The organism is Clostridioides sp. ES-S-0049-02, from assembly GCF_020658465.1.
In the GTDB taxonomy this organism is placed as follows: Bacteria; Bacillota; Clostridia; order Peptostreptococcales; family Peptostreptococcaceae; genus Clostridioides.
The window spans coordinates 199494-222026 of sequence record NZ_JACVWG010000005.1 but is presented as its reverse complement, the minus strand read 5'-3'; the positions used below and the strand labels follow the sequence as shown (position 1 = coordinate 222026).

The window sequence follows — 22533 nt, the reverse complement described above, 5'->3', positions numbered from 1 at the left end:
TTTCTTTGACTAATTGTTTTCTTAAAGTATTCATAAAAAATCTCCTTTACGACATTTGATTATATTTAAATCATTGCCATAAAGAAGATTTTTATTAACCTTGAAGCACAAATTATTTTACATTACCCTTTTTTTTATGTAAAAATAAATTTGCCTACAGCCTTTTTGGTATACAGAATTAGTAAGTTTGAAATAACATTCATATAAAAACTTTAGTTGATTTTAAAATCAATATATTGAAGGCATTTTAAAATCAATTATTAACTTTTCGTGATTTCTAAAGTATTTTATATCATCCATATCATGAGTAATTATTATAGCACTCTTGTTTTCCATCTTTCTTATTACAAAATCCATAACCTTATACTTAGTTTCTGTATCCAGCCCTTTAAATGGCTCATCCATTATAAGCAAGTCAAAATCATATAATAAAGCTCTTAATATTGCAACCCTTCTTTTCATACCACCACTTAATTCCCTTACTCTTTTATTCATACAACCATTTAAGCCCAATACCTCTAAGGCACTTTCAATTTCTGAATTACCCAGATTTTCACATACCAACTTTATATTCAATGACACACTTAGATTTTCACACAAACTATCATCTTGGAATACTGCACTAATCTTTTTATTACTAATACCTACAATTTTTCCGCTATCTGCTTTCTCCAAACCCATTAATATTCTTATCAATGTTGTCTTACCAATACCAGAGGTTCCTGTTATAAATGAGATAGCATTATCTTTAAATACATTATTAAAATTATCTAAAACAACCTTATCATTATATTTTTTACTTAGATTCTCAATTACTATATCCATTTAGTTTATCTCCAATCTTTTTAATAAATAGTCTATTAATGATAAAAATCCCTTTTGAAAGCAAATACTTATTATAATGATAACTATAGTCCATGCAAATAAATCTGGTGTATTTAAGTATACTTTAGCTTTGTATAAGTTTTCACCTATAGAATTAGCAGGCATTCCTATTATCTCTGCTGCTATTCCAGATTTCCAACATAGACCTAAAGAAACACTACATGCTGCTCTTAGATATGGTGCTACCTCAGACAAATATATGTACCTTATTTTTTTTATCTTACTGACTTTAAATACTTTTGCCATATCATTTAACTCTCTAGATATACTATTTATTCCATCTAGGATATTTCTATATACCACTGGCAATACCATCAAGAAGGATATAAAAATAGACAGGTTCTTTGAAGATATCCATATTAGAGATAATATTATGAACGAAGCTACTGGTATAGATTGTATTGTAAGTATTAAGGGTTCAATAAGTATCCTAAAATTTTTTTTATTAGATGCTATTATGGCAGATATTATTCCAATGATAAAGGCTAATATAAATCCTGTTGTTATTTTCAGAAAAGAAAAGAGTATAGATTGCCAAAACTCAAACTTCATAGATAATTCGAATAACCTTTTCAAAGATGAAAAAGGAGATACTAAAAGTATCTCCTGACCAATTATCATACTACTTATTTGCCAAACGATAAGCCAAAAGATTATTGCTAGTATATGAGTTTTACTAATTTTCTTGTGTATAGTAGAAATCTTCACCTGGCATCTTTCCTCCTATTGACTTTGGATTAGCATCATAAAGTACTTGTAAGTATCCACTTAATTTATCTTTCATTGTATTACCTTCTATAAATGTTATATTACACTTTGGAATTGCTTTTTTTGCTATCTGTGCTGGAACTATTTCATTTTCCTCAATAAGTTTTGAAGCTTCTTCTATATTATTGTTTGTAAAATCAACTGATTTCTTATATTCTTCTAAGAAACTTTTAACCTTTTCTGGATATTTATCAACAAACTCTTTTCGTGCAACAACAACTCCTGTTACTAAAGCACTTTCAGTATTTTTATCTTTATTTAAAGTATCCCATTCTTTTGTCAAATCCAAAGCTACTCTTAAGTTATCACTCTTAGTCAATGCTGTTGTTACAAAAGGTTGGGGAAGTAGTGCTATTCCATTTTTATCGTTTAATAATGCCGCCAAACATTCTGTATGTTCTGATTTGTATTCTATGTTGACATCTTTAGTTGGGTCAATTCCATTTTCTTTCAATATGTAATTCAAAGCATATTCAGGAGTAGAGCCTTTACCACTAGAATAAATAGTTTTGCCTTTTAAATCATTTACATTGTTTATAGAATTTCCATTCTCAATTATGTATAAAACTCCTAAAGTATTAATGGCTAGTGTTTCTATTTCACCATTGCTATTATTATATAAAACAGATGATAGATTTGCGGGAATAGCAGCAATATCTAGTTCTTTATTCACAAGCTTAGGTGTAATTTCGTCAACAGAATTTGCTATTGAAAATTCATAATCTTTTTCTTTTTTATCCTTTTCATCGCCAATCATCTTAACCATTCCCATTCCTGTAGGACCTTTTAGTGCTGTCACCTTTGCAACTACTTTAGTTTCTTCTTTTGTTTGTTTTTCTGGTGGGTTTGATGCACAACCTACCAATGAAATTATTATTAATGATGCCAGTAATAATATTGATAATTTCTTTTTCATAAAACCTTCCTCCTAGTATTTAATTTTAGATTTCATATAGAATTTGTGTTAACTTTTCTTTATTCAATATTTTTATACACTTTTTACCAAACTCTAAACAATTTTCATTTTGTAATGATTGTAATTCCCTATATAAAGATGCTCGACTTACACTAATACTTTTACTTAACTCCTCTTTAGAACATTCTAATAGGATAGTGTCATTTTTACTAGTTTTTTCTAGTAAATATTCAATAACTTTCTTTTTACTAGACTGTATATTTAAAAATTCTATCTTTCTCAGTAAAAATTGTATTTTTCTATTACAATATCTTGAATATTCTAAAGCTACAGAAATGTCCAACTTCATCATATCTATAAAGCATTTTTTTGGATAAAAAACTACATAAACATCACTTTTGCATTTTAGTACAGTATCTAAGGATTCTTCATCAAATATATTAGAAATTCCAAAAATATCTCCTTCCTTTAGAATAGACATGTTAACTTCAGTTCCATCACTCGATATACAATAGATGGATACTTGTCCTGCTTTAACTACACCTACATAATATTCTTTATCAAAAAAATCACTTATAAATTGACCTTTTTTATAACTCTTTGCTTTTATCTTATCTTCTACAATGTATCTTTCAGAAAATAACTTACTATTTATTAGTACTTCCTTCTCATTCAAAGTCATCACCTTTTCTGATAAATATTCACTTTGATTGCAATAATATCACAGTATTTACCAAAATTCAATAATATTGATAATTATTTTCAATCAAGTTTATTTATTAATTGTCTCATCTGATACAATTTTTAGTAGTTTTTAATGCTATCATATCTCTTAACAAAATATGAAAGGAGACTTTACATAAGCCATGAAAACTATATTAATTTCTGGGTCATCCTCTGTAGGGAAGACCGCTTTAATAAAACATTTAATTCCATATCTTAAGTCTAATGGGCTTAACCCTTCAATATGTAAGATAGATTGTCTAGCTACTGATGATGATTTAATATATAAAAAATTGAATATACCTTATATTGTTGGACTTAGTAAAGACATATGTCCAGACCATTTTCTTATATCAAACATAAACGAACTTATGCTTTGGGCTAAAAATAAAAGTAGCGATATTTTACTAATAGAAACTGCTGGGCTTTGCAATAGGTGTTCACCTGCAACAAATAAAACACTACACATATGTGTATGTGATTGTACATCTAGCTTTAAGACTCCTCAAAAACTAGGTCCTATGTTAAGTGAAAGTGATGCCATAGTTCTAAGTAAAATAGACATGGTATCACAAGCAGAAAGAGAGATAATATCATTCAATATAAAAAAAATAAATCCTAATTCTAATATATTCTTTATAGATGGATTAGTTGGTTTTGGTGTAGAGCTAATTTCAAACTATATAAACAATGCTAATATTCTAAACAATGACGAACATTTATTGAGACATACAATGCCAAGTGGGGTGTGTTCTTATTGTATTGGAGAATGTAGAATTGGTGATGAATTCCAACAAGGTATAGTTTCTAAAATGAATTTTAGAGGTGAATTTTAATGAAAAGTATAACCATATATCCTGGAAAAAACAAACTTGGTAATACAGAGAACTTTGAATCTCTAACTTTTTATAGAGGTCATATTTATTCCATTGTAGGTAATACTGGTTCTGGTAAAAGCAGGTTAATCAAAGATATAGAGCAGTTTGTCAATAAAGATTCTTTGACTAATCGAAAAGTAGTCATTGATAATATGGAAGTTGCTATTGAGGAAAGAAATAAATTTTCTACAAATCTCATTTCTCATCTTAGCCAAAATATGAGGTTTGTTCTTGATTCTACAGTCGAGGAATTTTTAGTTATACATAAAGAATGTAAAAACAATACTTCTGTCTCAATAAAAGAAGTACTAGATGTAGCAAATTCCATAACAGCAGAACCTATTTCCCTATCTCAAGACCTTACATCATTGAGTGGGGGACAGACACGTGCCTTAATGATTGCAGATGTTGCTCTCATTTCAAATAATCCTATTGTTTTGATAGATGAAATAGAGAATGCTGGAATAAATAAAAATGTTGCTTTAGACATCTTATTGAGAAGTGATAAACTGATTTTTATAGTTACTCATGACCCTCATACAGCACTTATAGCAGAGAAGCGTATAATAATGAAAAATGGTTCAATCTTCAAAGTAATCAATAAGACTAACGAAGAAAAAGAAATCTTAGGCAAACTTAAAGATATATATGAATTTCAACTAGAATGTCAATATAAATTAAGAAAAGGAGAGACTCTTCATGAAAAATGTTAGGTTGTATTGGAGCAATATTTGTATACTTCATAAATATGAGAAAAACTATTTAGATAATTTAATTATGTCTTTAAAAGAGAAGGATATTAATTTAGAGGTAACTTATTTTGGTATAGGTTATCCTTACAAACTTAATGAATATTTAAAAAAACCAGACGCTTTAATTCCAGATATTATAGTTTCTACAGATTTAGAAGTGTATGAAGACAAGAATATCTATTCAAGGTTTTCAAGTAACTTATATCCATTATCGAATTATTTCAATATTAAGAGTGAGATTAAATCATCATCTATATATTTTGATGAAAGATTACTTCCATTTTTAGTTATACCATTAGTATTTTCTTATAACCAGAATTACAAGGGTTTGATAGATTCTATAAAAAACGTAATTGACACTGATACAAAAACTGTCATTGGTGGTATAAATAACTCTGGTGCGAAATCTGTTGTTAAAGCCATTTGGAGTAGGTATGGAAAAGAGTATGTAGAGAGATTTTTGTCCAATTCAACTATACTAGATATGCCAATACAATCATTTAATGATGTAAAAAATGGTTCGGATAGATTAGCTATAACTCCTAGTATATACGCAAAGCGTGCTAATAATGAAGATTTATTTATGTCATATCCTGATGACGGAGCTATAGCATTGCCATCTTATATTACTGCAAGTAAATCATTAGACGAAAAGACTATGTTAGAGGTATTAGAATCTCTTGTATCTAAGGAGTTTTGTAATTCTTTTGTGAAGTCTGCATCATTACTATCTTGCATCTATGATACTATAGATGATAGTCTTATTAAAGATAATCAGTATAAGTTTTTATATCCTTCTAAAAAATGGTTAGATACAGTTACGACTGAAGAATTTTTTGAGGTTTATAATATGTATATATAATATATTTATTTTTACTTATTGTTTGTATGTTATTGTTTGTGACTAATAGTATTTTATATTTATGGATATATATAATTAGGCTAAGTAATCTTATTGAATCATCTTAGAGGAGAATTGTTTCAATGTCTAATGGTACTGTCGATTAATTATAATATTCATAGTCGATATAATTATAATGTGAGTTTTGTTTTTTAACAGAGCAATTATCATATAGATTAGGGGTTCTTAGGAACTCCTTTTCTGTTTTTATATAAAAAAAGAAGAAGATTCAAATTTTTATTTTGAGACATCACCTTTTATCATGGTAAAATGAGAGTATAAGATATTGATACAATACATATATATCGTTATGTGAATAATTTATCAGATATACTAAGTTTCAAGTCATTAAAAATTTACATCAATATAATGAAGCTTGTATTTGAAAGTGTTTTTGATTTAAAAATGATAAGAATCCAACTAAAGGAGTAGATTTAGTTAAATCAAAACAAATTTAAAATAAAAATTATGATGAAGAGTAAATAATAAAACTATTAGAAGTATGCAAAGATACTGAATTAGAACTTCACATAAACTTAAATATTAGTCTGGGTATGAGAACATCCAAAATATTACGTCCGTCATGGGAGAATGTAGATTTTGAAAGAAAAACAATTTCAATTGAGAAAATTACTGCAAAAGTAAATAGTAAAGTAATTCTGAGGTGAATATTTTTAAAATCCTGTGAGTAGAAAATTGAGTGTCACTCTGAAGACATTATTTTGTGTGAAAAAATAATATAAAAAATAGACTAACAAAAGGAGGTTTTATGATATGAAAAATGAGATAGTAGTCATTGCTCCCTCTAAGTTATTTTCAGATACTGTATATGAAGTACTTGAAGAATTACATATAAAAATTCCATCATACATTGCTACAGGTAAAGAAACTATAGAACTAGCAGATAACATAATTAACTTAGGCACTAAAGTAATAATTACTCGTGGACAAAATGTTGATTTATTGCGTAAACATGTCTCAATTCCTATAGTGGATGTTGGATACAAATACGAAGACATATTTTATTCATATAAAAAAGCACTTAAGTATTCTTCAAAAATAGGATTTATAGGTTTAGAATCATCATATAAAACTGCTAAACGATTTAAAGAAATCTCCAATTTTGATTTAGAAATACCTAAGTTAAATTCTCTTTCTGAATTTGAAGATACAATAAAAGAATTAATTGATAATGGCACTGAGATTTTCATAGGTGGTAAAACAACAAAAGAAATCACCTCTAAATACAATAAACTCTGTATAGAGACTGAAGTTGAAAAGTCTTCTATTCATGCGTCTATCAATGAAGCAATTCATCTATATAACATAGGAATTGAAAAGAGAATAAATAACTCTATTACAGAAGAAATTCTAGAATGTACACATAGTGGTATAATTGCCATTGATAAAAATCACTCACCACTTTTTATAAATAATCAAGCAAAAAGGTTACTATTTAACCAAGTTGATAAATTTATAAAAGATTATTTAACTTCTGGTGATATTTCAGATTCACTAAAAAATGGGCACTCTCTATGTAACAATATAATTAATTTTAAAGGTTCTTCCCTTACATTTGATTGTTTCCCGATTATAATTGATAGTTTGCATTTTGGATGTGTTGCAACAATACAAGATATCGAAAATATTCAATCAACAGAAAAAGAAATAAGAGAGAGTTTAATTTCAAAATCTCATTGTGCAAAGAACAATTTTAACGATATATTGGGTTCAAGTGATGCATTAATGCACTCGGTAAACATGGCTAAGAAATTTGCTAAATCTAATTCTACAATCATAATTACGGGTGAATCTGGTACTGGAAAAGAAATATTTGCTCAAAGTATTCATAACTATAGCAATAGATTTAATGGACCTTTTGTGGCTATAAACTGTGCAGCTATACCTGAAAATATACTTGAAAGTGAATTATTCGGATATGTAAAGGGAGCTTTTACAGGTGCTAGAAATGAAGGGAAAGCAGGTGTCTTTGAATTGGCACATAATGGGACTATATTTTTAGATGAAATTGGAGAAATTTCTAAAGATGTTCAAGTCAAACTACTTAGAGTATTACAGGAGAGGGAAGTCACTAGAATAGGGGATACTAAAGTTGTACCTATTAATGTAAGAGTTATAACAGCTACTAATAAAGACTTAGTGGAGCAGATTGATAATAATAATTTTAGAGAAGATTTATTTTACAGACTTTGTGTGTTGAAGTTAGATTTACCTCCTCTTAGAAAGCGAAAAGAAGATATCGAACAACTTACATATGATATTATATCTCATTATAACAAACCAGTATCAATATCTGATTCTGCACTTAAAATTTTAAGTAGATATGACTTTCCTGGTAATATAAGACAATTAAAAAATATAGTAGAAAGACTAGTAGTTATGTGTGATGATAATTTTATAGATGAGTACTTAGTTTCTGAAATTTTAACTTCTGAGCCACATTTTCGAAAGGATATAAGTTTAACTCCTACAATAGATTATTCTCCTATTTTGGAAGAGAATAAAATCGTAGATTATGAAAAAAAATTAATTCTTGAGACGTTAGAGAAAAATAATGGAGTAAAATCTGTTACGGCAAGTCAGTTGGGTATCAGTACTACTACTCTTTGGCGTAAACTTAAAAAGTATCAACTTTCAGATTAAATATTTATTGAATAAAATAAAAGAGGCTGTTACATAACAATTTAGAATCGTTATGTAACAGCACCTGTTATTTTAAAATTTTTATATATAAATATTTTATATACATAGAGTAGAAGTCATTTATTACTAAACTCTGTAAACATCATCTATAATTTGTACACCTTTTTTTTCTAATGTCTCATTTACCCATTCTCTATTTGCAGTTCCTTCAGAAGCCTTTACCACTTTAGCATGGTCTTGTTTAGCATTTGCTTCTGCTTTATCAATAAGGTCTACTGCATCATTTTTAGGGATTACGATTACACCATCTTTGTCTCCTAATATTATATCTCCTGGATTAACAGCAATTCCTCCTATAGATATAGGTACATTCACTTCACCAGGACCTTCTTTATATGGGCCACCTGGAGTAGTTCCTGTAGCATATATTGGACAACTAGACTTTGATATAACATCAATATCTCTTATTGGACCATCTATTACAATTCCTGATACTTTTTTGAAATCTGCAAGATATTTGTACATGATTTCTCCCATGATGGCTTGTGTTCTATCTCCATTATTAGATAGTATTATTACATCGCCTTCTTGAGCTATATTAAGAGCTTGATGAAGCATTAAATTATCTCCTGGTCTTGATTTTACTGTTAACGCAACTCCACACATTTTGTTTTTTGGTGAAGACATTAACTTTATTTCTGAACTTAATGCACTTGACCTATACATACAATCTCCTACATTAGCTGCTGGTAATACACTAAATCTTTTTACAAGTTCTTTATCTGGTAAATCTCTTTTTAAATATACTCTATTTCCTATTGTCATTTTAAGTTCCTCCTAATAAGTGTTTATTGTTTACTAATCATTGTATATCGTTGCATTGTCCCAATCTATTGATTTTACTGGCCAAGTAGGTTTTTTGCCTTCAAATACCTCATTAACTCCAATTGCAGAGTGTAAAGAGGCTCTATTAGTAGCTTCTTTAGTTGCTGCTCCTATATGAGGAGATACCACAACATTATCTAAATACAATATAGGGTTTTTAGAATCTACTGGCTCTTGTTGTAATACATCTAAGCCAGCACCTGCTATAATATTATCTCTACATGCTTCATATAAAGCTTGTTCATCTACAACACTTCCTCTTGCTGCATTTATAAAAAATGCTGTTTCTTTCATCATATTAAACTGTTCTTTTCCTATAAAATGTTTAGTGACAGAAGTTGTTGGACAGTGAACAGAAACAAAATCACTTTCTTTATATATTTTACTTATATCTCTAGTTACTTCTACACCTTGTGGGAAGTCTTTAGATGGTTTATATGGGTCATATGCAACCACTTTCATATTGAATCCATCCATACACATCTTAGCAACTCTTGAACCTATGTTTCCACATCCAATAATTCCTACAGTTTTTCCATCAAGCTCACATTTAGGAGTTCTCAGCTTAGCTTTATAATAGTCCTCTATAAAACTTTTTCTTACTTTTGTATAATTTCTAGAGCAGTATAACATATACATTAGTGTTACTTCTGCAACAGAAGTACTATTTGCTACTGGACAATACAATACTTGAACACCAAATTCTTTTGCTGCATCTAAATCTACAGTATCAAATCCTGCTCCATGACGTACTATTACTTTTAAGTTATCAGCAGCTTCAAATACCTCTCTTGTTATTTTAGATAACCTAACTATAATTGCATCAATACCTTTTATATCATTTATTATATCTTTAGTCTCCATGCCTGAACCAGTTATCAGTTCATGTCCTCTACTTTCTAAGTAATCTCTTCCTTCTTGCATTATTTCTTGTGGTAATAATATTTTCCAACCCATTTTTTTCCTCCTAATTAATTTTCATATATGTAATCTGGGGCACAATATACTATAAATCCATTTTTAATTGTCATTTCTGTTTTTAATAATTTATCTGCCTCGAATTTACTACCTTTCCAATCTGTATAAGTTTGTTTAACATCCATAATGTCAAATATTGCTACATCTGCATTTGCACCTTCTGATAGACATCCTATCTGATTTTCCATTTTCATAAGTTTAGCTGGATTTTGTGTTGTCATTTTTACAACATCATATAGACTTATTCCCATACATATGTATCTAGACATAAGATTTGGTAGAGAGAATATAGGTCTTCTAAACATGCTTTCCAATACCAAATCTGTACTACAAATATCAGCTATAAATCCTTGTTCTTTTGCTTTTTGCATGACTTCAAAATCACCATGTTTTCTACCTTCTCCTGTATCAAATATGATTCCTCTTTCTCTTGCTTTCTTTACACATTCGTATAAATTGCCATTTGAGTCGAGGATAGTGTTTTGAACACCTTGATATACATGTTCAAATATATCTCCTGGTCTTAAGATATTTAACACATCCTCTGTAGGAACTGGTAAATTTGTACAATGCACCTCAACAGGGCATCCTATTTTTTCAGCTATTTTAATAGTCTCCTTTAATGGCTCTATTCCTAGACCTTCTACTAAATTTTCACTTAATCTTATTTTTAGACCTAATATATTATCTTTATTTTCATTGTATATTCGTTCTATTTTTTCATGATTGAAATACTTTGGGTCAATACATTCATGATAGCTAGTAGTTACTAATCCAGCTGAACAAACTTGTAAGAAACTTTTTATATTTACTTTACTTCTAGCCACAATTAAAGATTTAAAGAGTTGGTAGTTTGCTACTCCTGCTGAACAATCAATTGCACTAGTAACGCCTGTTGGAAGATATGTGCTATCTGGATATATACCAATTTCAGTTCCATCTGCAAACATATGAGCATGTGCATCAATCAGCCCTGGAAAAACAAATTTACCTCTTGCATCTATTGTGTGTTTTGCCTTATCACCATGTTTATATTCAGTTACTTTTCCATTGTATATAGCAATTGTTTTATTGCCATTTACATTATTTTTAGGGTCTATTACATGTCCATTTACAATAAGTAAATCTAGCATAATTATTCATCTCCAATATATAAATTTAATGTGTACTTACCATAATCCAATTATTTTCCAGTAAGGTAAGCCTATTACTAAGAATATTGCTAATGCAACCATTACCATGATAGTGCCTACTTTCCAGAAATCTTTTTGAGATACATATCCTGATGCAAAGGCTATAAGACCAGCTCCATTTCCATAATGAGTCAATAAAGCTCCATAACTTGCAAAGAATGCTAGTAATAATGTAACTACCATCGGATTTGCCTTAGTAGATAAAACTATTGCAAATAGTACAGGATAAAAAGATGCTACAAATGCACTGTTTGATACAAAGAAGTATCTAACTGCCAAACTCACTAACAATAGTACTATTGTAACTAATAATCCATTTACATCTGATAGATTTAATACTGTACCTAATTTATCAGCTAACCAAGTGTAAAAACCTGCATCAGCTAATGAGCCAGCAATACCATAAAATGCACCATACCATATAAATATATTCCATGCTCCTTTAGCACCAATAACATCATCCCAATCTAAAATACCTGCTATAAGGACTAATGCTAAGAATACAAATCCTACTACCTGCATATTTAAGTTTATAAAAGGTATTTTTTCGCCAAACATCCATCCAAGAATTGCAAGAATAAAGAATACAACTAGTATCTTTTCATGTTTTGTAATAGTACCTAATGATTCCAAATCTTTTCTTATCTGTGGTTTAATATCTGTTAAATGAGTTAAACCTGGTTTGTATATCTTATATACTATAAGTGGTGCTACTAGTAAGAATAAACCTGCTGGTACGATTGATGCCATAAACCAAGTTCCCCAAGTTAAGTTAACACCTAACATACTTGCTGCCAAAGAAACTGTTATCGCATTGGTTGCCATACCTGTCAAAAATAATGCTGCTGTTCCTTGAGATACTACATATGTTAATACTGTTAAATATGCACCTAATTTTTTAGGTTCATCATCAGGTTTAGAACCTGCACCTTCTGCTATATTTCTAAATATAGGGTAGATAATAGTTGTTCTAGATGAATTTGAACCTGTAGCAGGGCTAAGTATTAAATCACTTATCATCATTAGGTATCCAAGTCCTAAGGTAGAATCTCCTGCTCTTAGTAAAAGATTGTATGCCATACGTTTTCCTAATCCTGTCTTTACAAAAGCTGTACAGACAATAGTTACAACAACTAAAAACCAAGTCATCTTATCTGAATATCCATGAAGTAGTATTGACTCATCCATAAACATAAGTGCTACACCTACAATGATTAAAGTAATGATTGGTTCTTTAAATGGTTTAATAATAAGACCTGCTAGTAAACCTAGATATAAAGCAACAATATCCCAAGTTTCTTTTTTTAATCCTTGTGGTGCAGGTAAATTCCATATAATTATTGGTATAGCTGCAACAAGTAAGAATTTCATCAACTGTTTTTTATTCATTTTCTTCTCCTTATTTAATTTTAGATTTATACTAAATTATAAAAGCACGAAATATGCCAACTTTTTAGATTAATAATATTTTATTTGTTTTTTTATGTGATTTATTGTAATTTAACTGTTAATCAAATTACTTTGATACAATTTTATTAAAATATTTTTTTCTAGTTTGATAAAATAACATTATATTTCTTTATATTATATTTCAAATAGAAATATAATATTTCAATTTGAAATGCAATATTTCCGATTGAAATATAGTGTTTGAATTGTTAACATAACAATAAAAGATATATATTCTTATATTCTTGATGAAATGGATAGAGAAGTTTCAGGTAAAGTCGCAGGTAAGTTATACTAATCATAAGAGTAAACTTTAAAAAAAATTTAAACTTATTTCATATTACTACTTATTTCATATTACTAATAGAAGTAAAACTAAGCTATTTTATTAGCAAATAAAAGTTCAAATTAAATTTATGAGTATTTATAAAAGTGGAAGGCAATTATATGGAGAATAAGATTAAATTAATGAAGAATCGATAGAATAAAAAAGGGTACTTACATTATGAATAAAAGTGGAAATTTTAAAGAAGAAGTTGAAGAAAGAGATGAAAAGGAGATAAAAAGGAGATGATTCAAATTCTTATTTTGAAACATCTCCTTATAATGTTAAAGAACGAAGTCTATCTTTATCCAATACTTTTACACCACCACGAGATAGAGATACAAGACCTTCTCTAGCAAAATATTTCAACATTCTAGACACAACTTCTCTAGCACTTCCCATATACTTAGCAATTTGCTCATGAGTCATATTTATAGTAGTATTATTGTTTTTGGTTATTTCATAAACTAAAAAAGATGCCAAACGCTTATCAAAACTCATAAAAAGGATTTGTTGCATTGCCCACATAACATCAGAAAAACGTTCAGTGGCTAGCTTATATGAGAACAATTCTGCGTGAATATTTTCTGTAGACAATTTTGAGAAAACAGAAGAACTAATTTGTATAATATCGCAATCTGTCTCAGCATCCACATATACATCAAAAGTTATTGTGTTTAGAATGCATGATGCTGATAAGATACATACATCACCATTATCAAGACGGAAAAGTGTCACCTCACGCCCTTCATCTGAAAGTATGTATGTACGTATTGTTCCAGACTTTATAATCAAAATACCAATACAATCACTATCACCACAATGAATTGAGTTTCCTTTTTTAAAGTGGGATATATTGGCTGAAGAGATTAATAAGCTTTTTTGTGAGTCAGTGAGTTTATCCCAAAAAGATAAACTTTGTGTAAGTATATCAATATCGTTTTGTGAAAGCATATAGTGATTCCTTTCCTAAAATAATTATAATCCAATAATACAAGTGAATAGATAAAATAACAAGTAGTTTGTGAAAAAGGATTATTCAATTGTATATTAATAGTATGATTTGTGTAGAAAATATATGTTAATATATATTATTGCCTATTTGTAAGTAGATTAAGTCATATTAAGCATGTAAATTAATGAATTATAATATACATATCTTGTAAGCTGAAAGAGCTGTTTGATAATGAATTTATCATACAATTCTTTGAGCCTACAAAATGCATGAAATAATTTTATATCTTTTCTGATGGTAGATTTGTATAACTAATATATATATTAGATTTGTATAACTAGAACATATCTTGAAGTATATTTACTTAGAAGAAATAGAATTTATTTTTAAAGTATGAAGCTCTTTATGTAGTTTTATTGCCATAAAACCTGCGATTATTGCAGCAGCAAAATCAGCTATTGGTTGTGCATATAAAATACCATTTAATCCCCAAAATATAGGAATAATCAAGATTATAGGAATAAAACATATACCTTGTCTACACATACCCAGTAACCCACCTTCCTTTGCTTTTCCTAGTGCAAGGAACAATGTAGAATATACTGTATAAAAACCAAATAACATAAATGAAAATCCATTTGCTCTAAGAGCCTTACTACCATTTTCAATTAATAACACATCACCACTTGTAAATTGTGAAATTATAGCTGTTGGAAAAAACACCATTACAAGACCAAGTACTACACAAAATAGAGTAGTCCATGCTATAGATGTTTTTATTGCTTGGTGTAATCTATCATAGTTCTTTGAGCCAAAATTATAACCAGCAATTGGTTGGAAGCCTTTTATAAACCCAAATACGATAAGACTTCCCAAAGACATTATTCGTGTTACTGCACCCATTCCAGCTATCACAGAGTCACCATATTTTGTAGCTTCCATATTAGTTAATGTGATAGCGAGACTAGTCAATAACTGGAATATTAAAGTAGGTACACCAATCTTTAAAATTTCTGACATGATTTCATTTGAAAAACAACATTCTTTAATTCTAAAACTAAACATACTTTTCTTGCTAAAAATGTACCTGATATAAACAAGTGTTGAAATCATCTGAGAAAGAGCAGTTGCAATGGAAGCACCTTTTACACCCATCCAAAGGTATAAATGAATATTGGGTCTAAAACTATATTAAGCAATGCACCTAATAGCATAGCGCACATGGTTGTTTTAGCAGCTCCTTCACTTGTGACAATATTAGTCATAGTGACATTAAATACATTAAAAATAGATGATACGACATAGATACTAGCATAAGACATTGCATAAGGCATAATACTTTTTGTAGCTCCTAATAATTTTAAAACAGGATTGAGAAGAATCATAATGACAATAATAAATAATATACCAACTATTATACTGCTGTAAATAGCTGTACTAGCAACTTTGCCTGCTTTTTCCTTATCTCCATGACCTAGGAGTCTGGCAATGTAGGAAGCAGCTCCATTTCCAAATAATAATCCTAATCCCACAATAATCTGACCTAGTGGAAATGCAACGGATATAGCACCCATTTGACTTGTTCCAAGACCACCTACAAAGTATGCATCTACCAAATTGTACAATGCAGTTATCATCATACCTATCATAGTAGGTAATCCCATAGATAACAAGGCTTTTGGTATTGGGGCAGACCCTAATAATTCAATTTTTTTGTTGATTTCTTTCATGCTAAACACTCCCTTTCTATTGACATTAGCTCTAAAATATATTACTATAAATTATAGTAATAAAGAAAATGCTACTATAAATTATAGTATTTGTCAATAGAGAGAAAACGAGAGGAGAATTTTTATGGCAACGATAGATTTAATTGTACTGGGTATAGTAAAGCAACAGCCTAAGAGTGCTTATGATATTCAAAAAGTGGTGGAATATAGAAATATATCACGTTGGGTTAAAATCAGTACACCATCAATTTATAAGAAGGTAATTCAACTAGAAGAAAAAGGTTATATCCAAAGCACAATTGTAAGAGAGGGGAGAATGCCAGAAAAAGCAATTTACTCTTTAACAGAATTGGGTGAAAAACATTTTTTAGACTTAATGTTTGATACAGCTTCAAAGCCAGTAAATATTTTTCTGGATTTCAATGCTGTAATAGTAAATTTATACAGTCTTACACCAGAAAAGCAAAAGTTGTGTCTTAATAGTATTGAAGAAAATATACAAGTATTGAAGTCGTATATAGAGGAAAATATAAATACAAAATCGAATGTACCAGAAACAGGTAAGGCTATTTTAGACCAGCAATTGGTATTAGCTCAAACATTAGAAACATGGGTGAATTCTCTAAAGGCTATTCTAGATGTTGACAGTGAAAGAGGTTAACCTCACTCATCTAAGAGAGATTGCAAAGTAATATAAAGGTCATCATGAATTAGCAATCTCATTGTGGTAAAATGGATATTATGAAGCTAGGATTTTGACTAAAATGATTGATGACCTACTACAAGCAATTAAGAAACAAATTAGAAAATGGTCATCTGAATTTTATTCATTGGATATTTACGATTTATCCTGCCAAAACTTATTTGAAAATACTCCTTATGTACAGCCACTTATAACAAGATGGACAAAGTGTAATAGTATTTTCTTGAAAAGAGTAGGATTTGTATTGATTACAAGATATCCCAATGGATAACAAAAAATTATATGATGGAATTAGGGATAAGATAATGATTAAAAGCATACCAGCAAAACAAATTTTACAGAAAGTTAAATTTGACAACTCAAGATGGTTTGGGATTGATTATAATATGAATCTCTATCGTGGTTGTCCTCATGGTTGTATTTATTGTGACAGTCGTAGCACAGTATACAACATAGAAAATTTTGACCAAGTGAGATATAAGGAAAATGTGATAGAAACTCTAAAAAAGGAGCTACGTTCAAAGAGAAAAAAAGGAGTTGTTGGTATTGGAGCTATGTCTGACACATACAATCCTTTTGAAAAAGACCTTTGCATTACTCAACAAGCCTTGAATTTAATTTCAGAAAATCATTTTGGAGTATCTATTGATACAAAAAGTAGTTTGGTAGTTAGAGATATACCAATTTTGAAGGAAATAACAAGAAACAATTCTACTATTGTCAAAGTTACTATAACCACTGCAAATGATGAGTTAGCAAAGAAAATCGAGCCTAATGTGAGTCTAAGTTCTGAACGATTTGAAGCAGTAAAACAGCTCAATGATGCTGGAATATTTTGTGGTATATTATTGACACCTTTGATACCATTTTTGACTGACAATGAGAATGAAATAAGAGCAATTGTTGAAAAAGCACATAAGGCTAATGCAAAGTTTATCTATTGTATGTATGGAATGACAATGCGTAATGGTCAGAGAGAATTTTTTTATAAGCATTTAAAGAATATATCACCAAAACTAGTATTTCAGTATCAAAAAACGTATGGCTTAAATTATGTATGTCCTAGCTTGAATGGAAAGAGATGTGAACAAGTGCTAAAAAAAGAATGTGCTCGTTATGGTATTTTGACAGAGATGAAAGATATTATAGAAGCGTATAAGAAATCAGATATGCAATTAAAGTTTTTTTAAGCTATAAGTTGCAATTACTATTCATTCTTCTAAAAATTTATTCTATTATAAATTAAATAGCAAAAAGTAAAAAGTAAAAACTAAAAAACAATAAATACAATGAAATTAGATAGTAATAATTATTCAATGTTTCAATTGTATTATCATTTAGTTAAGTGTATCAAATATGTAAAGGATAGTGAAGTGTATTAAATACATAAAGGAAATATATGTTAAAAGGAAGGGGGGATATATATGATAGAAATAAAAACTATAGATGAAAATAAAAAAGGTCATATTGACCTTTTGTTGCGAGCTGACCCATATGAGGTAATGATTGATAAGTATCTTGATAAAGGCATTATGTATGCTCTATATGATAATGATGAACTTACTTGTATAGCAGTTGTAATTGAAATTTCTAAAGAAACCTGTGAATTAAAAAATATTGCTACATATGAGCATTTTCAAAATAGGGGTTATGCATCAAAGATGATAAATCATATTTTAGATGTTTATAGTGAACAGTATTCATCAATGGTTGTGGGTACAGCTGAAAGTGGAATCCCGTTTTATGAGAAATTTGGATTTGTTTATTCACATAAGATTAAAAACTTTTTTATAGATAATTATCCAGAGCCAATTTTTGAAGGGGAATCTCAATGTGTGGATATGCTGTATTTAGAATATAAATTCTAGATGCTAATGAGAAGATAAAGTGTTATATATAAAATAAAGAATCGTGATAAAGTAGATAAAGTGTTGCAGAAAGCATGTCTGAAAAGATGTGCTTTTCTATTACTATAAAACAGTATATTAGAGAATAGTTTGCAAAAAACCTATTGTTAATCAAATGGTTATACACTTAATAAAATCATATTTTGATAAATATTACTTTCAAAATATAAAGGAAAGGATTTAGATTTCCATTGATGCTATAATACAAAAAGAGAGGCAAAATTATTACAAAATCATGTTTTAGCAACAAATTACATGAGTGCAACTTAAAGTTGACAATGTGCATTTCTTAAAATATAGAATTTAACAGTATAGTTTGATAATATTTGGATATCAAATCACAGGAGGTAATAATATATGAATTTTGGTGAAAAATTATTTAAGTTAAGAAAAGAAAAAGGATTATCACAGGAAGCACTTGCAGAACAAGTTGGAACAACAAGACAGGCAGTTAGTAAGTGGGAAAACAATCAGGGATTTCCAGAAACAGAAAAACTTTTACTACTATCTAATATTTTTGAAGTATCAACTGATTTTTTATTAAAAGAGGAGAAATCAATAAAAGGAGCAAATGAAAAGGGATATTATGTAAGCAAGGAAGTGGCAAGGGGTTATCTCATCAATGAGAAAAGAGAATGCAAATATTTGGGGTTAGGTTTTTTGTTTTGGGCATTAGCAGGTATTCCTTATGTAATGTTTCCAACTCATACAAGTTGGCGTATTTTAGGAATTGCAGTTTGTGTTGTTTTAGGTATTGGTGCTGTTATACTTGGAATGTTTGCAGAACAAGAAGATTATAAAATCTTGAGAAAAGAGCCACTGTTATTTGATTATGAGTTTTTGAAAGAATTATCAAAGGAATATATTTCAATCAAGAAAAAATATAAGTTAGTTGCTATCCCAAGTACATTTTTGTTTGTGGTTGGTATTCTTATTATAGCAGTAACAGTTAGAGGGTACATTGAATGGGCAGAATATCATTTACTTGTATTTTTGGGATTGGCAGTTGGTATTTTTGGTTTCGTACAATCCATTGGGATTATGGATGCATATGAGCTGTTGGTAAAAAACGAACAGTATTGTGACCGATTTATCTTTAAAGTAAAGAGAAAATTAAAGAATAAAATTGATAGGTTCTAAAAGTAAATTTTTAAAGGTAGGAGCTAGTTAGGGCAAGGTATTAATTGTGAAATTTACAGAGACAGGATAAAAGGTCACGATAAAACAGCAAAATGTATGATAAGTATGAGTAATTATTATGATACTTTATTTTAGTATTATTTTATAAAAGTTAGAAGAGAGAAAGAAAAAATATAAAAAGGTCAAATTGACCAAATAAAAATAATATATATAGCATAATTTAAGAAAAATGTGAATGATGGAACTTAAACATAATACACATAGTATAATTTAAGAATCGTATGCATAATATAACTTAATCATAATACACATAGTATAAATTGAATGTTAATATAACTATAGAGAACTTAATATAGTTATATTAATATTAGAAGTGAATGAATATCATTCATTGACATAAAGAACTACCCATGATATACTGTGAACAATACAAGAAAGGAGGAGTTTAGATATGACAAATATAAAAGAAGAATCAAGAAAAACATTTAATAATCAAGCGGATACCTATGACCAAGATATAAAGGGACAACATGCAAGAAATCTTTATCCAGTTTTACTTAAAACACTTTCAGATATTTCATATGATACTATTTTAGATTTAGGGTGTGGGACAGGAGCAGTATTACAAGCTATTTTAAATGAAGATTGTAGGAAAAAGGCTTATGGAATTGATATTTCTGAGAATATGCTAAATATAGCAAAAAATAAACTAAAAGGGAATGCTACCTTAGTTTTAGGAGATTCAGAGTATTTGCCATTTGAAAATGAATTTTTTGATGTTGTATATTGTAATGATTCTTTTCATCATTATCCTAAACCTAATAAGGTATTGTCAGAGGTATGTAGGGTATTAAAGCCAGAAGGAACCCTAATAATTTGTGACTGTTGGCAACCATTTTTATTTAGACATATAATGAATATTTTTATGAAGTACAATAAAGATGGAGATGTAAAAATGTACTCAGAAAAAGAAATAAGTAAATTGTTAGCTGTAGATTTTAGAAACATTGTGTGGAAGAGCGTGAATCATACTTCATATATTGTGACTAGCATAAAATAAGAAAGTATAAAAGAAAAACACATAGAGAAAAACATATAAAGAAAATTACATAAAATAAAACATAAAAAATAAAAAAGTATAAAAAATAAAAAATATGATACTTTATAATTTTGTAAATTTTTAACTCAAACCTGTTTAAATCTCAGGTATTTTTTAAAATTAATTAGTGAATGAAATTCATTCGTAAAGAGGAGGACACATGAGTACAAAAATGGATTTTATCACAGAGGACACAAAGAAATGTCTAATAAGATGTCTTTGCCATTAATAGTAGCTATGTTTTTAAACATGGCATACAATCTAGTAGACAGTATATGGATTGGTAATTTATTAGGAGAGACTGCTATGGCAGTACTTACAACTTCCACGCCAATTATTTTAACTCTGACATCTATAGCTATTGGGGCTACAAATGGTATATCTATTTTACTTTCGCAAGCAATTGGGGGCAAAAGAGCATAAAAAAGCAGAAAGTTTGATTTCTACTTCGTTTTTGGTATCAATAATATTTTCATTGATTATTACTGGAGTTATTGAGCTATTGTTACCATCCATCTTAAAAATATTGGTCAAGTTATAATAGGAGATGGTTATGCTAAACCTTTTTAATTTATAAAACTATAAAGGTTAGATTAATATTTATATAAAAATTGATATGATTTTAATATAAAAGATATATTTAAATAGAATATAAAATTATTTTTAACTAATACTTCCAAAAATGTTCAATTGAATATATAATGTAATTATAAAAGCAAGCTATTTTTATAGTAGTGGTTAATTCTCTAATAAGGAGGGTGTAAAATGGCTAGTATGATTATGGAAGTTGTAGGAGTATTGTTTATAGTAATTGGATTAATTTTGACATTTGTTGAGATAAGAGGAAACTTCCCTTCTTTTTATGGTTTTGGTCAGAATGCTATAGGTAAAAATGCTATAGGAATTATAGCAGCAGGAATAGCATTAGTTTTCTTTAGAAATGGTATAGACAGCATAGATTCTATAGCTACTTATGGTATATTTTTAGCGATAGAGCTTGTTGTAATCTCTGCATATTTCTTAATAAGAAGAAAATTTTGTAGAGAAGATAAAAATTTAAGAGTTAACTAATAAATTTGTCTACTATAAAATTAGAAAATTCAAAAAATAAATAAAATATTGCTTTTAAGTATTTAAAGTTCAAGAAACTATATTCTATATAAAAACAGAATGTGGTTTCTTTTTTTAGTGCAATAGCTTTAATAAAATTCTAATTGTAGAACAGGGTATAAAAGAAGGGGTCTTTCGTTGTAAAAATGTGGCTTTAGATACTAAGTTCTTGGTGTTTGGTATTATTCATACTTTTAATGGGGCTATTTCCACATCATTCAAAGACAAATTATCTATAAATGATAATATTCTAAAAGGAAGTGTTAGAGTTGCACAAAATGTTACAGTTAAGCTGGAAAGTCGAAATGGAAATATAAAGGTTGATAAATAAAAATAGACAAAAGAATTATCAATTTTATAAAGTTCATAAAGTAGAGAATTATAAATTGAATAAATAAAACAATACTATAATAAATATTTTTTGTATACATAATTTTAATAATATGATGAAAAACTTTTAAATAACTTTATTTAAAAGTTTTTTTATTTCCACAAATAGAGATAGAATCCCAAAAATATATAAAAAAATCCATTATAACAAAAAATTAAACAAAAATAGTATTGACCTTTGT

The 22533-nt window shown here is 28.6% G+C and carries 24 protein-coding genes; 13 read left to right on the top strand and 11 right to left on the bottom strand.

What is annotated here, in order from left to right:
* Positions 1-228: 228 nt before the first annotated feature.
* Genes IC213_RS13440 through IC213_RS13425 form a run of 4 tightly spaced genes read right to left on the bottom strand, consistent with a single transcriptional unit; the run spans position 229 to position 3245 of the window.
* Complete coding sequence (locus tag IC213_RS13440) at positions 229-825, bottom strand: ATP-binding cassette domain-containing protein (RefSeq protein ID WP_227433537.1); 597 nt, start codon at positions 823-825, stop codon at positions 229-231.
* Entirely contained in the window at positions 826-1593 is a 768-nt protein-coding gene (locus IC213_RS13435; protein ID WP_227433536.1) for an ABC transporter permease subunit, read from the bottom strand. It abuts the gene before it with no gap.
* Positions 1562-2569, bottom strand: a complete 1008-nt coding sequence (locus IC213_RS13430) for an ABC transporter substrate-binding protein (protein WP_227433535.1) — start codon at positions 2567-2569, stop codon at positions 1562-1564. The genes IC213_RS13435 and IC213_RS13430 overlap by 32 nt, the downstream gene beginning before the upstream one ends.
* Before the next feature lie 25 nt (positions 2570-2594).
* Positions 2595-3245, bottom strand: coding sequence for a Crp/Fnr family transcriptional regulator (locus IC213_RS13425; RefSeq protein WP_227863164.1), 651 nt, complete (start codon positions 3243-3245; stop codon positions 2595-2597).
* A gap of 190 nt (positions 3246-3435) precedes the next feature.
* Between IC213_RS13425 and IC213_RS13420 the strand changes: the two genes are divergently transcribed.
* The 4 genes from IC213_RS13420 (at position 3436) to IC213_RS13405 (ending at position 8487) form a co-directional block, all read left to right on the top strand.
* Positions 3436-4128, top strand: coding sequence for a GTP-binding protein (locus IC213_RS13420; protein ID WP_227483057.1), 693 nt, complete (start codon positions 3436-3438; stop codon positions 4126-4128).
* Positions 4128-4883, top strand: coding sequence for an ATP-binding cassette domain-containing protein (locus IC213_RS13415; RefSeq protein ID WP_227835869.1), 756 nt, complete (start codon positions 4128-4130; stop codon positions 4881-4883). The genes IC213_RS13420 and IC213_RS13415 overlap by 1 nt, the downstream gene beginning before the upstream one ends.
* A complete protein-coding gene (locus tag IC213_RS13410) occupies positions 4870-5784 on the top strand; it encodes a hypothetical protein (RefSeq protein WP_227863163.1) in 915 nt (304 codons plus the stop codon). The genes IC213_RS13415 and IC213_RS13410 overlap by 14 nt, the downstream gene beginning before the upstream one ends.
* 813 nt (positions 5785-6597) lie before the next feature.
* On the top strand, positions 6598-8487 hold the full coding sequence (locus IC213_RS13405) for a sigma 54-interacting transcriptional regulator (RefSeq protein WP_227863162.1): 1890 nt from the start codon (positions 6598-6600) through the stop codon (positions 8485-8487).
* Positions 8488-8613: 126 nt separating this feature from the next.
* On the opposite strand, the gene IC213_RS13400 is transcribed toward IC213_RS13405, so the two are convergent.
* The 7 genes from IC213_RS13400 to IC213_RS21340 all read right to left on the bottom strand — a co-directional run bounded on the left by IC213_RS13400 (position 8614) and on the right by IC213_RS21340 (position 16002).
* Positions 8614-9312 (bottom strand): RraA family protein, encoded by a 699-nt coding sequence (locus IC213_RS13400; protein ID WP_227433529.1) that lies wholly within the window; start codon positions 9310-9312, stop codon positions 8614-8616.
* Between the two features lie 33 nt (positions 9313-9345).
* Positions 9346-10329 (bottom strand): hydroxyacid dehydrogenase, encoded by a 984-nt coding sequence (locus IC213_RS13395; RefSeq protein ID WP_227483052.1) that lies wholly within the window; start codon positions 10327-10329, stop codon positions 9346-9348.
* A 14-nt stretch (positions 10330-10343) separates the two neighbouring features.
* Positions 10344-11483: an amidohydrolase family protein gene (locus tag IC213_RS13390; protein WP_227863161.1), complete on the bottom strand. Its 1140-nt coding sequence runs from the start codon at positions 11481-11483 to the stop codon at positions 10344-10346.
* Positions 11484-11519: 36 nt separating this feature from the next.
* Positions 11520-12932: a DASS family sodium-coupled anion symporter gene (locus IC213_RS13385; RefSeq protein WP_227433526.1), complete on the bottom strand. Its 1413-nt coding sequence runs from the start codon at positions 12930-12932 to the stop codon at positions 11520-11522.
* A 661-nt stretch (positions 12933-13593) separates the two neighbouring features.
* Entirely contained in the window at positions 13594-14271 is a 678-nt protein-coding gene (locus tag IC213_RS13380; RefSeq protein ID WP_227835873.1) for a Crp/Fnr family transcriptional regulator, read from the bottom strand.
* A gap of 361 nt (positions 14272-14632) precedes the next feature.
* Complete coding sequence (locus IC213_RS21345; RefSeq protein WP_413927306.1) at positions 14633-15337, bottom strand: MATE family efflux transporter; 705 nt, start codon at positions 15335-15337, stop codon at positions 14633-14635.
* Between the two features lie 80 nt (positions 15338-15417).
* Complete coding sequence (locus IC213_RS21340; RefSeq protein WP_413927305.1) at positions 15418-16002, bottom strand: MATE family efflux transporter; 585 nt, start codon at positions 16000-16002, stop codon at positions 15418-15420.
* 124 nt (positions 16003-16126) lie between these two features.
* Here IC213_RS21340 and IC213_RS13370 point away from each other — a divergent pair, with 124 nt between their 5' ends.
* The 9 genes from IC213_RS13370 (at position 16127) to IC213_RS13330 (ending at position 22292) form a co-directional block, all read left to right on the top strand.
* Positions 16127-16663: a PadR family transcriptional regulator gene (locus tag IC213_RS13370; protein WP_227863160.1), complete on the top strand. Its 537-nt coding sequence runs from the start codon at positions 16127-16129 to the stop codon at positions 16661-16663.
* 103 nt (positions 16664-16766) lie between these two features.
* Positions 16767-16976 carry a DNA alkylation repair protein gene (locus IC213_RS13365; protein WP_227831334.1) on the top strand — a complete coding sequence of 70 codons (210 nt, stop codon included), beginning with the start codon at positions 16767-16769 and terminating at the stop codon, positions 16974-16976.
* On the top strand, positions 16969-17895 hold the full coding sequence (locus IC213_RS13360; RefSeq protein WP_413927304.1) for an SPL family radical SAM protein: 927 nt from the start codon (positions 16969-16971) through the stop codon (positions 17893-17895). Before IC213_RS13365 ends, IC213_RS13360 begins: the two co-directional genes overlap by 8 nt.
* A gap of 234 nt (positions 17896-18129) precedes the next feature.
* Positions 18130-18573 carry a GNAT family N-acetyltransferase gene (locus IC213_RS13355; protein ID WP_227433521.1) on the top strand — a complete coding sequence of 148 codons (444 nt, stop codon included), beginning with the start codon at positions 18130-18132 and terminating at the stop codon, positions 18571-18573.
* 396 nt (positions 18574-18969) lie between these two features.
* Entirely contained in the window at positions 18970-19752 is a 783-nt protein-coding gene (locus tag IC213_RS13350) for a helix-turn-helix domain-containing protein (RefSeq protein WP_227863159.1), read from the top strand.
* Between the two features lie 451 nt (positions 19753-20203).
* Positions 20204-20812, top strand: coding sequence for a class I SAM-dependent methyltransferase (locus tag IC213_RS13345; RefSeq protein ID WP_227863158.1), 609 nt, complete (start codon positions 20204-20206; stop codon positions 20810-20812).
* 240 nt (positions 20813-21052) lie between these two features.
* Complete coding sequence (locus IC213_RS21335) at positions 21053-21274, top strand: MATE family efflux transporter (protein ID WP_413927120.1); 222 nt, start codon at positions 21053-21055, stop codon at positions 21272-21274.
* 342 nt (positions 21275-21616) lie between these two features.
* The gene (locus IC213_RS13335; RefSeq protein WP_227863157.1) at positions 21617-21922 is read left to right on the top strand and encodes a hypothetical protein; all 306 of its coding nucleotides are present in this window, start codon (positions 21617-21619) and stop codon (positions 21920-21922) included.
* A gap of 187 nt (positions 21923-22109) precedes the next feature.
* On the top strand, positions 22110-22292 hold the full coding sequence (locus tag IC213_RS13330) for a hypothetical protein (protein ID WP_227824670.1): 183 nt from the start codon (positions 22110-22112) through the stop codon (positions 22290-22292).
* Positions 22293-22533 lie beyond the last annotated feature (241 nt).

Coding starts and splice junctions, on each gene's coding strand:
- IC213_RS13440 (WP_227433537.1), bottom strand. CDS start 825: ATGGATATAGTAATTGAGAATCTAAGTAAAAAATATAATGATAAGGTT.
- IC213_RS13430 (WP_227433535.1), bottom strand. CDS start 2,569: ATGAAAAAGAAATTATCAATATTATTACTGGCATCATTAATAATAATT.
- IC213_RS13420 (WP_227483057.1), top strand. CDS start 3,436: ATGAAAACTATATTAATTTCTGGGTCATCCTCTGTAGGGAAGACCGCT.
- IC213_RS13415 (WP_227835869.1), top strand. CDS start 4,128: ATGAAAAGTATAACCATATATCCTGGAAAAAACAAACTTGGTAATACA.
- IC213_RS13410 (WP_227863163.1), top strand. CDS start 4,870: ATGAAAAATGTTAGGTTGTATTGGAGCAATATTTGTATACTTCATAAA.
- IC213_RS13405 (WP_227863162.1), top strand. CDS start 6,598: ATGAAAAATGAGATAGTAGTCATTGCTCCCTCTAAGTTATTTTCAGAT.
- IC213_RS13400 (WP_227433529.1), bottom strand. CDS start 9,312: ATGACAATAGGAAATAGAGTATATTTAAAAAGAGATTTACCAGATAAA.
- IC213_RS13395 (WP_227483052.1), bottom strand. CDS start 10,329: ATGGGTTGGAAAATATTATTACCACAAGAAATAATGCAAGAAGGAAGA.
- IC213_RS13390 (WP_227863161.1), bottom strand. CDS start 11,483: ATGCTAGATTTACTTATTGTAAATGGACATGTAATAGACCCTAAAAAT.
- IC213_RS13385 (WP_227433526.1), bottom strand. CDS start 12,932: ATGAATAAAAAACAGTTGATGAAATTCTTACTTGTTGCAGCTATACCA.
- IC213_RS13380 (WP_227835873.1), bottom strand. CDS start 14,271: ATGCTTTCACAAAACGATATTGATATACTTACACAAAGTTTATCTTTT.
- IC213_RS21345 (WP_413927306.1), bottom strand. CDS start 15,337: ATGTTTAGTTTTAGAATTAAAGAATGTTGTTTTTCAAATGAAATCATG.
- IC213_RS21340 (WP_413927305.1), bottom strand. CDS start 16,002: ATGAAAGAAATCAACAAAAAAATTGAATTATTAGGGTCTGCCCCAATA.
- IC213_RS13370 (WP_227863160.1), top strand. CDS start 16,127: ATGGCAACGATAGATTTAATTGTACTGGGTATAGTAAAGCAACAGCCT.
- IC213_RS13365 (WP_227831334.1), top strand. CDS start 16,767: ATGATTGATGACCTACTACAAGCAATTAAGAAACAAATTAGAAAATGG.
- IC213_RS13360 (WP_413927304.1), top strand. CDS start 16,969: ATGGATAACAAAAAATTATATGATGGAATTAGGGATAAGATAATGATT.
- IC213_RS13355 (WP_227433521.1), top strand. CDS start 18,130: ATGATAGAAATAAAAACTATAGATGAAAATAAAAAAGGTCATATTGAC.
- IC213_RS13350 (WP_227863159.1), top strand. CDS start 18,970: ATGAATTTTGGTGAAAAATTATTTAAGTTAAGAAAAGAAAAAGGATTA.
- IC213_RS13345 (WP_227863158.1), top strand. CDS start 20,204: ATGACAAATATAAAAGAAGAATCAAGAAAAACATTTAATAATCAAGCG.
- IC213_RS21335 (WP_413927120.1), top strand. CDS start 21,053: ATGTCTAATAAGATGTCTTTGCCATTAATAGTAGCTATGTTTTTAAAC.
- IC213_RS13335 (WP_227863157.1), top strand. CDS start 21,617: ATGGCTAGTATGATTATGGAAGTTGTAGGAGTATTGTTTATAGTAATT.